Annotated in this window: 9 protein-coding genes; 5 read left to right on the forward strand and 4 right to left on the reverse strand. The window is 55.0% G+C overall.

What is annotated here, in order from left to right; genetic code table 11:
• Positions 1-75: 75 nt before the first annotated feature.
• Positions 76-702, reverse strand: a complete 627-nt coding sequence (locus BLV41_RS19790; RefSeq protein ID WP_074713514.1) for a hypothetical protein — start codon at positions 700-702, stop codon at positions 76-78.
• Positions 703-1,094: 392 nt separating this feature from the next.
• Complete coding sequence (locus BLV41_RS19795; RefSeq protein WP_074713515.1) at positions 1,095-1,727, reverse strand: recombinase family protein; 633 nt, start codon at positions 1,725-1,727, stop codon at positions 1,095-1,097.
• A gap of 533 nt (positions 1,728-2,260) precedes the next feature.
• On the opposite strand from BLV41_RS19795, the gene BLV41_RS19800 reads away from it, so the two are divergent.
• The 5 genes from BLV41_RS19800 to BLV41_RS19825 all read left to right on the forward strand — a co-directional run bounded on the left by BLV41_RS19800 (position 2,261) and on the right by BLV41_RS19825 (position 10,805).
• A complete protein-coding gene (locus BLV41_RS19800) occupies positions 2,261-4,285 on the forward strand; it encodes an ATP-binding protein (protein WP_074713516.1) in 2,025 nt (674 codons plus the stop codon).
• Between the two features lie 101 nt (positions 4,286-4,386).
• The gene (locus tag BLV41_RS19805) at positions 4,387-5,277 is read left to right on the forward strand and encodes a hypothetical protein (RefSeq protein WP_074713517.1); all 891 of its coding nucleotides are present in this window, start codon (positions 4,387-4,389) and stop codon (positions 5,275-5,277) included.
• 621 nt (positions 5,278-5,898) lie between these two features.
• The gene (locus BLV41_RS19810) at positions 5,899-7,098 is read left to right on the forward strand and encodes an IS110 family RNA-guided transposase (RefSeq protein ID WP_244517045.1); all 1,200 of its coding nucleotides are present in this window, start codon (positions 5,899-5,901) and stop codon (positions 7,096-7,098) included.
• A gap of 238 nt (positions 7,099-7,336) precedes the next feature.
• Complete coding sequence (locus BLV41_RS19815; RefSeq protein ID WP_139244503.1) at positions 7,337-8,590, forward strand: SAM-dependent methyltransferase; 1,254 nt, start codon at positions 7,337-7,339, stop codon at positions 8,588-8,590.
• A gap of 1,351 nt (positions 8,591-9,941) precedes the next feature.
• Complete coding sequence (locus tag BLV41_RS19825; protein WP_074713521.1) at positions 9,942-10,805, forward strand: hypothetical protein; 864 nt, start codon at positions 9,942-9,944, stop codon at positions 10,803-10,805.
• Positions 10,806-10,946: 141 nt separating this feature from the next.
• On the opposite strand, the gene BLV41_RS19830 is transcribed toward BLV41_RS19825, so the two are convergent.
• Together BLV41_RS19830 and BLV41_RS19840 are read right to left on the reverse strand one after the other, a co-directional pair.
• A protein-coding gene (locus BLV41_RS19830; protein ID WP_139244504.1) for an IS3 family transposase occupies positions 10,947-12,235 on the reverse strand; the annotation gives its coding sequence in 2 pieces (ribosomal slippage) (positions 10,947-11,962 and positions 11,962-12,235; 1,290 coding nt in all).
• Between the two features lie 828 nt (positions 12,236-13,063).
• Entirely contained in the window at positions 13,064-14,311 is a 1,248-nt protein-coding gene (locus BLV41_RS19840; protein WP_139244505.1) for a hypothetical protein, read from the reverse strand.
• Positions 14,312-14,769: the final 458 nt, after the last annotated feature.

Genomic DNA, 14,769 nt, shown 5'->3' on the forward strand with positions numbered 1-14,769 from the left:
CATTCCACAGGGGAACCTCCTGCGGGAACGTCTGGGCGACGGACACGTCGTCGAACGAAATCTCGCCAAGTCGCATTACCTTCCCGGGCCCGTCAAGAACCGTGTTGTCCGCCTAAAGTCACGCCCTATGAATACGATAACGACTGTCGCGCCAGCGGCTAACACTGCCATGATCCAAATGAATGGGTGTCCCCGCTCGACCCAGCTTGAGAACTGAGAAGCGAAGAGGAACAGATACGCGGGCAACACGACAAGTTGCATGGCTAGGCTTTTTCTTTGCTGAACCGCGCCCGCACGGGCAACGGGTAAATGTTGCTCATCTACTGGTGCCTTGCCCGCAATCTGGCGGTTTATGCTCTTTCGCTCGTCGGCCGCTAAAGGGTACAGAACGTTGACGGTGTTGAGCCGTGCAGCGGGCGCGACCTTCTTGGAGTTGTAAATAAGTCCCCCGATGGCGGCACCACCCATTGCGAACACGAAACCGAAACTCAAAGATGCCCATCCGGACGGAGCAGCTCCGAAAACCAGATTTCCTACCCATATGCCGGACACCAGCAACACAAGGACTCCACCAGGAACGTATCGTGTGTAATAAGTCTTCACAGCAGGACCTAGCCCGAGATCCTCGGCTCCTTGAGCATTTCCCATGGCCAGCGACCAACGGTCGTTGGACTCTGCAAGGAGATCATCAATCCGGCTCATCGTCTTCCTCCCAGAAATCCAGCCACGCGAATGCCAGGCTTTCTACGCCCTGTGCCTGCTAGCTACATCCTGTCCCATCCCAAGCCGCAAGCCAATGCCTCGTGAGTGCAGGGTTGTTCGACTGCAAAAAGACTCTACTTTCTGGGCTCAGGAACTGGTACTTTTCTGCAGCTGGAAGGTTGCCAGGGACTTTAGTAAGTGAGCTGCATCCCGAAAGGGGTGTCCCATATAGACGTTGCCAAACCGTCCCGCAAGCCGGTCCTTCACCGAACACAACTGCCGCTGACCTGCTGCTTTGCAAATGGTGGGCCATGCAGTGTCCGTTTAGGGTGTCCGGTGACTTGTCCGGTGACGGGGCGTCATACGGTACGGGCGAATTCGTTTAGAGTCGTTCAGTTGTGTGGGGGAGTGGGCTGGTCTTTCTGAGTGTTCCGCGTTGGGTCTGGGAGGGGGAGTGTTTGTGCGCGTCGGTAGAAGGTGGCGCGTGACATTCCAAGGTCGCGGGTGACTTGGGCTGTGGGTTCTCCGCTTTCTATGAGGCGGATGGCATTCTGGATTTGGCTGTCGGTGATGCGGCGAGGCCGGCCACCTAGGTCTTTGCCTGCTGCTCTGCGCTTATTGATGGAGTCGGTGATGCGTTCGCTTTTAATATCGTGTTCCATTTGTGCCAGGGCGGCCATGATGGTGAACAGCATCGATCCCATGGGTGTTGATGTGTCTACATCGCCGCCGCCGAGGTTGAGGACGCGTAGGCCCGCGCCACGCTTGGTGAGCTCTTGCGCGAAGTTGAGCATGTTCTGGGTGGATCTCCCGAGCCGGTCCAGCGTCGTGATTACCAAGGTGTCACCAGTAATTAGAGCGTCGAGTGCCCGGTCGAATTGAGGCCGCGATGCTCGCGCTCCAGAAACGCCCTGGTCAATGTAGAGGTCATCTGCCCGGACGCCGGCGGCGAGGAGGCCAGCTTGTTGCCGGTCGGTCGATTGCTGCTTCGTCGATACGCGCGCGTAACCGATCAGTTTCCCCACAGGGCACTCCAATGTGTCTCATAACTAATAGTGAACACCTTAATTCAACCAGATAGTTTCGAGACATAGTTACGAGAAAAAATGGTTGAAGGTAATTCCCTGTGATCTTGCAGGATTTGAAGCATGCGCCTAGGGGAGCTGGGGGCAATCGGTGAGACGTCTCAAAACCCTAGGGATACGAGACAAGCAGGACTGCAACAGATTAGCCCCCTCACCGCAAATATCATCGTGCGGGATAAACGTGCGTAGGCAGGTAGGCAGGCTGGCAACGGCGACGCGGGAGGAATCTTGCCTGGCTCCATACACGACCACCGGCTTACGCGAGTTGCCCCAAATCCACTTCGGCCTGTCCGGTCGAGGAAGTCCGTGCAGGCTAGGTATACGATACGCCCCATATGGATCTCGTTGCATGAGTTTTCCCTATTGCGTAAATTGACGGCCGTGAAGCCGCCCAGGAATTTTCAAAATTGAAACACGGCCGGACGTTTAGATGTGCTCCCGTTCTCCGGTGTGATTAATGACAGAATACAAAAATGGGAAAATTTGAGGTCGTTGCCGGGGAACACCTTCTCGAGAATTTCATCGGTAAACCAGTGAAAGGGCTGACAGAACTGATTTGGAACGCCCTGGATGCTGATGCCGACACGGTCCGAGTGCATCTTGTGGAGAATGATATCGGTGGATTCTCCGGAGTGATCGTCGAAGACGACGGACTAGGGATGTCGGCTGACGGAGCGATCAGTGCCTTCAAGCACGTCGGCGAGTCGTGGAAAAGGCGGCCTGGAGCAAGGACTGAGAAACACAAGCGATCCGTTCATGGGGAGCAGGGCCGTGGAAGGTATGCGGCGTTCGGCTTAGGCGAGCACGTCGTTTGGTCTTCGGTCGCAGACGGAGTCACAGGGCGCCGGGAGAAAACGGCAATCACGGGTCGGTCTTCTGATTTGCGTCACTTCGACATAGATGACTCCGTCCCAAGTACGGACGAAACGGGAACGAAGGTCGAGGTTTTCAACCTGACAAAAGAGGCTGAGCGCGACCTCCTTAAAGACGAGGAAATGAGAAACAAGCTTCTCATCACCTTCGCCATGCACCTTCAAACATACCCTTCGATCCACTTGTCCTGGAAAGGCGCGAAGCTCACTCCGGAAGATGCGCAACTTGACTGCTCGGATATTGAGCTAAACCTGCCAGAAGATCTTGTCGGAGCCGTGAGCGTCACCTGCATCGAGTGGGACTTGAAAAATGTTCCTCGTCAAATTTTTCTGTGCGACGCTGATGGATCCGTTATCGCGGACATCCCTGCGCGCTTTCACGCACCTGGCGCCGAATTTACTGCATATATTAAATGGGATGGGTTTCGAGATAACTTACAAGATGCGTTGATCGATGAAGATGGAGAATCAGATGCGGCAACAATAATATCTGCCGCTAAGGTTGGATTGAAGAAACACCTGGCGAGACGAACTCTTGAGCAGGAGCGCCGTATAGTTTCTGAATGGCAAACTGATGAGGTTTACCCCTATAAGGGTGCTCCCACTAATGCAGTGGAGAAAGCCGAAAGGCAAGCTTTCAATATCGTTGCACTGACTGCGGCCCGCGTCGTCAACGATACTAAATCAGTTAAGGCCAAGAAGCTTAGCCTTCGTCTAATCAAAGAGGCCCTGGAGGCAAGCCCTGGTTCATTACACAGGGTTCTAGAGGAAGTGTTGAATCTTCCAGACGATAGGGTGCAAGAGCTTCAGTTGTTGCTGGAAAGGACTCCTTTAGCGAGCATGATATCGTCTTCGAAGCAGATTGCGGATCGGCTTGACTTCCTCAAAGGCCTCGACAGCCTTCTTTTCGATAAGGAACCTCGGAAGACAACGCTCGAGCGGACTCAACTTCACCGGATTCTTGCGGTTGAGACCTGGATCTTCGGTGAGGAATGGGCCAAGACCGGAGACGATGAGCGTCTTGTGGACGTCGCTAAGAAACACCTGAGCTATCTGGGCGAGGACGTCGAACTGGGCGCCGGTGACCCCATCAAGCGTGAGGATGGCCGGGATGGGATTCCTGATCTAGTGCTAGCTCGAAGCTTGGAGACCGACCAAGATATGCATGAGATGCTGATCGTCGAACTTAAGCGCCCCTCACATAAGCTAAAGTCTGACGATGTAGATCAATTGCGCTCCTACGCCACGGCAATGGTCAGTGATGAGCGGTTTGCTCAACCGAACATTAATTGGCACTTTTGGCTGGTTGGCAACAGCACCAATGAAGGAGTCGACTTGCAGCGCGAGCAGATTAATTTCCCTTTCGGGGTTGTCACGAAGAATGCAAAATTTACAATATGGGTCAAGACCTGGGCTGAGGTCCTAAACAGTGCAAACCACCGGCATAAATTTCTCCGAAATGCTCTTAATTTAGTACCCGAACACGATGCGGGAATCGACTACCTACGCAAAAAACACGAGGAGTATTTGCCAAAAGTTCTTTTGCAGGATGTGTCCTCTAATGTGAAGGACACGACTTCGGAAGAAAAAATTGACGAATCTGAAAAAAATTTGAAGAGCGCCTAGCTCTTACGGGCGACATGAGCTTTCGGGGGCGTCAACGCTCGTCTCAGTAGCCTGGCCGGTAATGCATCCCTCTTTGGGAGAGGGCTGGGCAGGAGGTTCACATGGGAGAGCAGAGCATGGCGTTTAGGGCGGAAGAAGAGCACGCGAAAATCGTGCTCGAAGGCGAGCTTGAAGTGGAATTTCAACATCACGACAACGGATCTAAGCCGAAAATGCCCGATCTTCTATCTCTCGATGGGAACCACGTGGCGGAAGTGATTACTACCGCTCCGTATGCAGTCCGTGAGGCGCAACAAAGCCTAGCCCCGATCCCACATGCGACACTGCCCCACTGTGTGTGGGTGATGATGCCGTACAGGATCGTGGGAGGCGCCAGCAAGGCCGTGCGCAACAAGATCAAGGCAGATATCCTGCGGTGGACGGCGAAGCCCGGGTGTAAAAATCACTGGTCATCGCGCGACGAACGATCCTTGCAACCTGGGCTCGATCCCTACCCAGTCCTCGGCCTTCGTGCTTACGCCGACGGGGTCAAAGTGCTGTGCGTTCAACGCTGTCAGCATTTGGCCAATGAGTCTCATGAAATCGAGTGGTCTGTCGCGCACGAACCATCATCTCGTAATCCGTGGGATTTGGTTCGGCAATCGCTGCACATCGTCGACAAGGAGCAGCGAGGTGGGGTGCAGGCTCTGGCCGAGAAGTTGAACGGGTACCCGAACAAGCACCTGGTGATGTACCCGTTCGGTCCACCCGGGAACCTGACAGCAGAGTTCAATAGCTGTGTGCCCCCGTCGAATTCGCACGATCTGATGCCGCCGCAATTGAATCCGCCATTGGCTGACATTCACGTCTGGCTTATATACAAGTACGGGAATGGGGATATTGTTGAAGGATTTCATGTCTGCACGGACCATTGGGCGAGATTCGGGACTGCGATCCCAAATCGAATTGACTGGTCTTCCCAACTTCGGCAACTCCATTACCGGGAAGCGTAGGCTGAAATCATCCCGTGCGACTGTGCGCCAGCTGACTTACCGTTGTGGGCGAATGCTGAGCTCTGCCTCACACCTGGAATCGACGACTAATGTAACTGGGTGTCTCACAACCCAAGTGTCTCGAATCCTATGAGATTCTGATACAGGTTGAACCAAGTGTTGAGGTCCGGTTCACAGGGTTCTTTCTCTCATGCCCGCACCACTGGAGGCACCTCAACTCGCATAGCGGCGCCGAATCTCGCACGCATGCCTTCACATTCGCCAACCGTGCGTGAGCTTGCCACCATCATGCATTCACCGAAGCGAGCCACTTCGAACAGAAATCTACGGAAGTTACACGAAAAACCGTTGATCCAGATCCCCGTTACCTTTTTAGCAGCCCCTTAAAGAGTAAGAATTGGGGTTGTTGGCCTGTCGGTCCCGGCATGATTAAGTCCCCCAGTTATCAATAATCCGGGGGGTGTTGTCACCGAGATTCGATAGGCGCCAGGGGATCGCTAATGGGGACCGGACCAGCACGAGGACCAACGTGCAGGTCAGCCGTAATGTGGATGCCGAGCCTTGCCGCCGCAGGACATGCCAACACTGAATTTCAGACTCACAAATTCTGGGAGGTTTGCATTGATCAAGAACCACGAGGACATCGATATATTCATCGGTGTTGACGTCGGCAAGAGCGATCACCACGCGGTCGCTATCGACCGTACGGGTAAAAAACTTCTCGACCGGGCACTGCCTCAGGACGAGACTAAACTCCGCGCCATTATCAAGGCAGTGGCAGGCAAAGGCTCCGTGTTGTTGGTCGTTGATCAGCCCTCGACCATTGGTGCCTTGCCGGTGGCCGTGGCCCAGGCTGAGGGCATCATGGTCGGCTATATTCCCGGGCTAGCGATGCGCCGCATAGCTGACCTGCACCCGGGCGAGGCCAAGACTGACGCCCGCGACGCGGCCATCATTGCTGAAGCAGCAAGATCCCTGCCGCACACCCTTCGTTCGATCGTGGTCGCCGATGAGCAAGCCGCAGAGCTGTCGATGTTGTGCGGTTTCGATGACGACCTAGCAAAGCAGGCCACCGCCACCTCGAACCGGATCCGGGGGCTGCTGACTCAGATCCACCCAGCCCTAGAACGGGTCATCGGCAAGCACTTGGATCACCCGGCCATGGCCGAATTACTGATCAAGTACCCGTCCCCGGACAGGCTCCGCAAAGCCGGCTTGAGCCGTGTCACGACCCTGCTGACAAAACATGCGCCGCGGGCCGGGAAAGGTTGGGCTACCGAGATCTTCACCGCCCTCGATGAGCAGACCGTGGTCGTTGCCGGCACCCACGCCGCAGGCATCGTCTTGCCTCAACTCGCCACCATGCTCAAACAGCTACGCACCTCCCGCCAAGAGATCCTCACCAAAGTCGAATCCCTCGTGGAGGCCCACCCTCTTCACGAGGTCCTGACCTCCATGCCAGCAGTCGGGGTCAGGACCGAAGCCCGCATCATCACCGAAGTCGCCCGCAAAGAATTCCAAAGTGCCGGCCACCTCGCGTCCTATGCTGGCCTCGCCCCGGTGACCTGGCGCTCCGGGACCTCGATCCGCGGCGATCACCCCTCCAAGAAGGGCAACAAGTCCCTCAAACGGGCCTTCTTCCTCTCCGCCTTCGCAGCGTTGAAGGACCCGCTCTCACGGGCCTACTACGACAGAAAACGCGCCGCGGGAAAACGACACAACCAAGCCCTCATCGCCCTCGCACGCAGGCGCTGCGACGTCCTCTTCGCGATGCTCCGCGACGGCACCTTCTACGAAGCACCAACCCCGAAAACAACCTGATCACCACCAAGCAGCCGCTGGCGGACCCAGACCGCCAGTCATCGACTCCTGCCCAAAATCATTGCAACAAGAAACCTTGAAGAAAATCCGTCCAACCCCTTGACGAAAAACATAGGGACACCCCCCCTCCCGTCCACATGAGTATTGCTTTCGACGCTGTCGTACTTGCCAGCGCTAGCCGAGGTGCAGTTTCACAAATGGCACGAAAAGTTAGGCGGTCACTGGTACGGTCGTTGCTATGGTGGATAGACCTCAGGTGGTTCCATATGGGTCGGCGCGTGATCTTCCCTCTTTCAAAAAGATGGCACAGCAGATAGCAGCGTTTAGGCTGCTAGGTTTCATACTGCCCAAAGATCAACGAAAGCAACTCAAAAAGCTGGAAAAGGATCACCATCGCCTCACCGAAACTGTTGACCGGTTTTACGCACTCCTTGGAGAGCGGAACTGGGTGTTCACCGACGACATTAATCTCGCCGCGATCGAGGATGTCATCGCTGCTGAGGATACGGGGACTGCTGAGAAGCGTCTAATTGATTACTACAAAACCGACGGTCGAATCGCTTTCCCCCTTCTTCGCCTTCACCGCTTCGAGGCAATGCGGCCCCGCATGGAGTTGCTCCAGAAGGCACTCGCTGATTACGAAGCTGGCCGCTACTACAGCACTGTTCTCGTGCTGCTGTCAGTGATGGACGGATTCGTAAATGACCTAGAAACCAGCGCCCGCCAAGGCCTTCACGCCCGCGAAGCCCAAGACTTGGTGGCATGGGACAGCGTTGCAGGGCATCACCTCGGTTTGGGTCATGCCCACCAGTCGTTCATCAAGGGCTTCCGACAGACCAAGACAACCGAGGTTACCGAACTGTTCCGCAATGGCATTGTTCACGGTATGTTGGTAAATTTCGACAACGAAATTGTCGCCACCAAGGCTTGGAACCGCCTATTTGCCGTTGCGGACTGGGCTGATTCCAGGAAACGACAGCTAAAGCCCCCTGAATCCATTCCCTCGCTGAAGGAATCTGTGATGCGGTGGAAGGGAACCCAGGACCAGAAAGCCCGGCTTGAAAAGTGGCAACCCCACGATTACGCACCCGACCTCAACGCAGAGAAACCGCTAGAGGTCGCGCAGGTTTGCACGGACTTTCTTGAGAAGTGGAGGAAGAGACAATGGGCATTAGTTGGCGCTCACTTCATGGAACTTGGTAACACACGCTCATCTGTTGGACAGCTCGCTGTCCAGGCAAAGGATCTTTACGAGAATCTTCAGCTTTCTACTTGGACGATTTTGCGTGTGCGCCACATTGCCGCCGCCGTTGCACATGCAAATGTTGAATTGCATGTGAACGGCAGTATCTACCGTGCTGATCTTCGCTGGGTTCGCACTGATGAAGCAGGAAGCACTAGAAGCGAATGGGAACCTGGATGCTGGACTCTGTCAATGTACGGGCCGTCGCACTTTTTGAATGATGAAACCATCGTCAGGAATGCGGGGTAGATCAACTACGACGTGATGCCAGGAATCGATGGAGCTGCAGCGATATAGTGACGAACGAAAGCTGTTGGTGCGCCGAAATGCTGGGCGAATTCTTGAATTATTGCATTACTCTCCAGGAGAAATGGCAGCGACGCTCGCGTCGAACGCAGAAAGTGGGCATGCCGACTGCTCAGTCCCACATTGACCATTTTCGGATCAGAGTACCTGCACGCTGTTAGCACTTCTCTAGGCTGACCTGCTACTTAGCACCTCCACGAGTCTGGTGAAGGGGCCCGCTAGTAGCCAGTCAAGCCCTTTCCCCAAGCAATTGCAGTGTCTCGTAACTAAAGTGCCTCGTAACTCATGGGATCCGAGACACTTAGGTTATGAGACGGTCGAAGGTCATTTCTGCTCCACCCCGAGAGACGAATTTAGATTCGACAGTCTTTATCACCAACGGCACGTGCCCGCCAGGGGACCTCCACCGGGACACTTTAAGGCTTTCTTCATTCGGAAGCCCTCGACTCATATAGCTATCATGCCCAAGAAGGTTCCGTCTCAAATGTTCAGTCGCAGAGATTGTCGGTGCCATGAGATAGGTTTCAATCATGACTACGTGGCCCCGAGACAATTCGACATCCAATGGTGGAGGCCTTTCCACATCATCCGGAGGGGGGCTCTCCAAATCTTCGGGTGGCGGCGCTTCCACCAGCTCTGGCGGTGGGCTCTCGACGAGCTCAGGCGGTGGCATGTCGACCAGCTCTGGCGGCGGGCTGTCAACGAGCTCAGGCGGTGGCATGTCGACCAGCTCTGGCGGTGGGCTGTCAACGAGCTCAGGCGGTGGGCTCTCGACAAGCACAGGCGGTGGGCTGTCAACAAGCCCTGGGGGTGGGCTATTCACTGGCAGTTGCCCTAATCCTTACCGGAGTAACTGGCCGCCGGCCCCACAACTGTTTGCCTACCTACGACGCACCGGGAAGGACCACATTGCCGACAAGTTGCAGCGAGCCGGCTGGAAATGACCTTTGGTATTATTCACCAAGATCAGGCTGGATAGCTCCGTTGCAGCTTGGGCAATCGTTGGAGTTTGGTGCTTGTGCCTAGTGATGCGCTCCAACAATCAACGCACCTAATCCCATCTACACCATGCCAGGTCCAGCGATGTGAAAATACAGTCCCGACAATTGCTTTTGAGACAATCTTTGCGGGATTAATGAGTCCGGTGCAGCTGCGGTAGAAACCCGGCAATGATTCATTGCGAATCGATGCTCCCGGATAAGGTCTCACAGAGACCGAATCCCCGCGGTCTGCCCGCCCTAAAGGGCACATTCACATGTTGAAATGTAATGACTACCGCCGAATAGAATCAGGAATGATGGATCCGATAACTGCAGCACCAGTCATAGCCAGCATAGCCAATGCACTAGCACCCGATTCGGATTCCAACACGGAACTCCGCACGTCATTGCTGAAGAAGGTCCTGGGACCGCCTGCGGACGCCTACGGCCTACACCTCGGGCAAAAGGTGGAGATGTGGTCGCAGAGTCGGCAGACCAAGAAGGTTCTCGAACTTGCAGCGCAGAAGGTGGACAGCACCAAAGCCGGAAGAGTTCCCCCGCGAGTGGCGGCGGCGATCCTGGAATCTTCGCAATACACGGACGATGAGTTCGTCGCTGAGTACCTGAGCGGTGTCCTCGCATCTGCCAGAACACCGGAGGGGCTAGATGACCGCGGTGTCTCCTGGACCGCTCTCGTCAACCGGTTGTCATCAGACTCACTGAAAATCCATTACATCATTTACTCGATTATGCGACGAGAAATGCGCGGAGTGGAAATAGAAGTGATGGCCGACTGGTGCCGCAAGCATATCGTGGTGCGATATATCGATCTTCTACCTATATTGGACCTTGGCGAACCGCAAGAAGCAATGAGGCGGTGTCTGGATGCCTTGTATTCGCTCCAGCGGGAGGGTCTCATTGAGGCCTTGACACATGGAAGCGCAAGCCACCTGACGGGCCACCCGTATGGGCAGTATGTCTTGCCTGATCTTGGTGACATGATCATCATGAGTACCACCATCCAAGGTGTTCAACTCTTCTTGCAGGGACACGGCTACGGCGATGTGTGGGCCAATGGTATCGCCGACCCCGAAAGGGGATTCGAAGTTGCAGGGACTATCGAACAAGGACTGTCGGAAGTACCCGGAATGTGGCTTGAGAGCCTCCCTATGAAATAGCTTGTTCCAAGAAAATTCGGGTTTGGACGAGAAGCAACACAGATGTCTAATGATCGTCAACAGGTACATTTGGGCCTTACTGCGTCCAGCAATGGATACAACGATGGTCGTAGCATTTGGAAAAATGAACCGTCCTGGGAATCATGCCGCCGTTTTGTGGGCGGCGTCGTCGGGTAACGAGCCGATTTGTAAATCATAGTAGGACTGCTCGTATTCATCTGGTGTTTGGTGGTCCAGGGCGGAGTGCAAGCGGTCGTTGTTGTACCAGTGCACCCATTCGAAGACGATCTCGATGACGTCACTTTCGGTCTTCAATGCTCCGGTGCGAAACGGTGAGTCCTTGGCGACGGCTTCGTTCTTGAACAACCCCATGACGGTTTCCGCGGCGGCGTTGTCGTACGCGTCGCCCACGCTGCCGATGGATGGTTGTAATCCTTCCAACGCCAGGGTGTCGGTATATCGGATCGAAGTGTACTGACTTCCCGCATCGGAATGATGAATCAGCCCCTCCGGGACGGGCCGGCCGGTGTGCTGGCGGCGCCATAACGCCATGCGCAGGCAATGCTCCACGAAGGCGGTGTCTTTGATCGTGGAGGTTTCCCATCCAACGATCGCCCGTGAGTACAGGTCGATGACCAGGGCCACGTAGACAAAGCCCGTATATACCGGGACATAGGTGAAGTCCGTGACCCAGACCTGGTTCGGCGCCGGTGCGCTGAAGTCCCGGTTGAGCAGGTCACCGGCGCGGCGGCCGTCCTTGCCAGGGATCGTCGTGCGGGTCTTCCTTCCGCGAACCAGACCGTTCATGCGCTCATCACGCATGAGACGATCCACCGTGTGTTTGGAGGCTTCCGGGAAGCCGTTCCGTCGTAGCCATGCCGTCATCTTGCGGCGCCCATAGATAATCTCGGGCCGGGGACGACCCCTCGCATCGGTGACGTTCAGCGCTCGGAGTGCGTCGGTGATCCGTGCGTCTTCAATGGTGCGCAGCGCGGGGAGGCGTTTCTTCCAAGCCCGGTAGGTTCGTGCGGCGACCTGCACGCCCTGACCTCGCAGGACGGTGCAGATCGACTCGACCGCGTAACCAGCGGCGCGCATTTCATCGATGAATCGGCAGATCAGCGGCGGCGAGGGTCGAGTTCCCTCGCGAAGAAAATCGAGGCCTGTTTGAGGATCTCGTTGGACTCCTTCAAGTCCCGCACCTCGGCCCGCAGCCGCTTGATCTCCTCCAGCTCGTTACTGCTCGGGCCCTCTTTCGCACCAGCATCAATTTGGGCTTGGATGACCCAGCGGCGCAGGGACTCGGTGCCAACGCCGAGCTTCGGAGCCACCACTTTGCAAGCAGCATTCACCGATGGGTAGTCCGGCAATCGATCCAGCACCATGCGCACTGCACGGTCACGGACTTCAGGGGGAAAATTCTTGGGCATACTCACTATCCTTCTCAAAAAAGATAGCGGCATCAAACCCGGGACGGTTCAAAATGCATACACCTCCACACTGGCTGGTGATTAAGGCGCCTCACTAAAAGTGAACCCCAAGGGAACGAATCGGGTGAAGAGTTGTTCTTCATTGAAGGTCCCTCCTCGACGGACTACGCTGCACCACTGGAAGCTATTCTTAGCTAGGTGGGTGGTGGGTACCGTACTTGCCCCAACGTCTGCGTCAAGGTAGTGATCTCGACCGCAATATCGCACGCCATGCCTCCGATGAGCTGTGGCTATCTAGGACCGTCACCCACAACACCCTTAATCTGTCATTGTGGCAAGCTGAGGCTGAGAGCCTCACCCAAAAACCAGCCTCGAAGCCTGACCATTCCTCAGTACATTTCACCCGCCGCGGCAATCAAGAGGCTCAACTCTGAACCTGTCGAAAGCAAGCACAGCAAAATTAGGATGCTTGCAACTAAGAGCATGCGGGCAAGTGTTTGCAATGGTTGTAGGTTCGACTCACGAAGAACGACTAGATGACGTCTCGTAAGCCTAGGGTTTCGATACGCTTAGAGTCCATTGGTTGCGGTTGGAGGAGTTTCCGTATGGGGCACGCGAGTCCCTGGAAAGTTACCATCGACAGTTTGAGGATGAACTGATTCTTGCCAGTCCAATCATTTCAAGCGCGAAAGTTTCAACACTCCCCGCAGGCGTTCTGTATGCCTCGGTCTGGGTCGCTAGCCAGAAAACAGGGAGTCTTTCATTGCAAATGAAAGTCACACTTGAATCCGACCGCTGCAGTGCTAGATCAGAATGGTCCTGAGGCGGCTAGGTATCTGAGGAGCTGATCTTGAACCTGATCAGGAGCTTCGGATTCGCCATAATGGCTAAGAGATGGAGCCACGCCAGATCCGCGATTTCGCCTGGGATTTGACCATTGTGGGCGGCCAGTAGAGCGGCTTGCCTTGCCGTCGATTTTTGGTCGAATCCGTGGAGGCTGTTCCGATAAAGTAGTAGCCATTCTTTTGACGCTTTTGCTCGGGGCACTGACTCATCGTCCCCGTTTTTTCTCGGCAGGGTCACATTCTCCTCGCCATGTCGGTCAGCCAGGAAGAACCCTTTTTGTATGAATTGCAGGGCAGCTAGTGCTTTTTCTGCTCTGGGAAGGTAGACGGTGTGTATCTGCTCAGGGATTTCTTTCTTTACGGCTTCAAGCAGTTCCTGCGCCTCAGTTAGGGAGAGCATTTTGTTCAAGTTCCAGTGGCTGACTAGACCTTCCATTCTAGTCAGCGCCTGAAATGCTAGGGAGATCTTTGCGTGCTGGTCACGGGTGTTCGTGGCAATTGATTGGCAGTCGCGAAAAGTTTGTTCCAGTGTCAACAGCTTCTGGACTGCCATCATTGGATCGTAGGCGCCTTCGTGGACATAGTTTGCTGGTTCAGTGGCCACAGAGAAAAGAATGTCTAGCTGTCTGACCCACCAGTTAGCGGCCTGTTCATAGACCTTGGACTCGATCTGCGGACGATTATCCGAACCTCTTTCTTGTTTCAGGTGCATCGAGGGTGCTAGCAACTGGATAACGTCACGCGGAAGGTCGTACTGGCCAGTAAGCGCCTTGCCGAAGACGAAAAGCACCACTGCTCCTGGCCGGCCAACTGTGAATGCCCAAACGTAGGGGCTCAAACTTGAACCCATGCAGTCTAGATATGAGCTGAGACCAAGAGTTGTATCTGAAGTCAAATGTGAGGCTGTTTGAAAGATGAGCCCCGCCTGGTCATCTTCGAGGTCCAACATTGGTCTACGAGTATCGAGCAGAGCACGATTGGCAGTAAACCTGTATGACAAACGTGTCGAGACTTCGATGATGTGGCATGAAGCACCCGGTGCAGTAGGTATGATCACTTCGGAGAAAACCTTCTGAATCACGTCGGCTAGAATTTCGGACGTGGGGGCGGCAGCAATGAGCATTGATACCGCCGCCAGAAATGCGCTCGGTTCATCCGGATTGTTTTCTAGGACCTTGTCATGGAACTTCTTTGCCAATTCCCAAGTTTGTGGGGGAACGAGCTTGTCCATCGAGCGAAGCCTATTCGTCCTGCTAATGTAGGCGCCTGGGCCGCCGTGACTCTTAGCATCGGACATCTTTTGGGAAACCAGGAACTTAGGTTTAGTACCGTGGACTCCTTCTTTCGTCCGAACGAGATAATCTGTCGGGCTCTCCCCAATTTGCGTCATTTCCCACGAACACATTTCCCCCAACCCTGCGGGATTCTCTCCGGCCATCCACGAAGGGATCGTCATGGACACTGATGGGGCTATTGGCCTATCACGCTGCTTGGGCATTCTTGTCTCCGATCTGGCAAACAGGCCCCCAGTTGAGGAACTGACTGACAGCCTATCTGCACTTACGTACGCCTAGGCGAGGGCTCGGGTAGCTTGATACTTGAAAGGATCGCGCGCAGGTATCCTTGGGTACTTGAAGAGTTCGACTCGACGATCAACGCCAGTCGAAGTTCCTCGTTCGTAGGGGACTT

The organism is Arthrobacter alpinus, assembly GCF_900105965.1.
GTDB classification, from domain to species: domain Bacteria; phylum Actinomycetota; class Actinomycetes; order Actinomycetales; family Micrococcaceae; genus Specibacter; species Specibacter alpinus.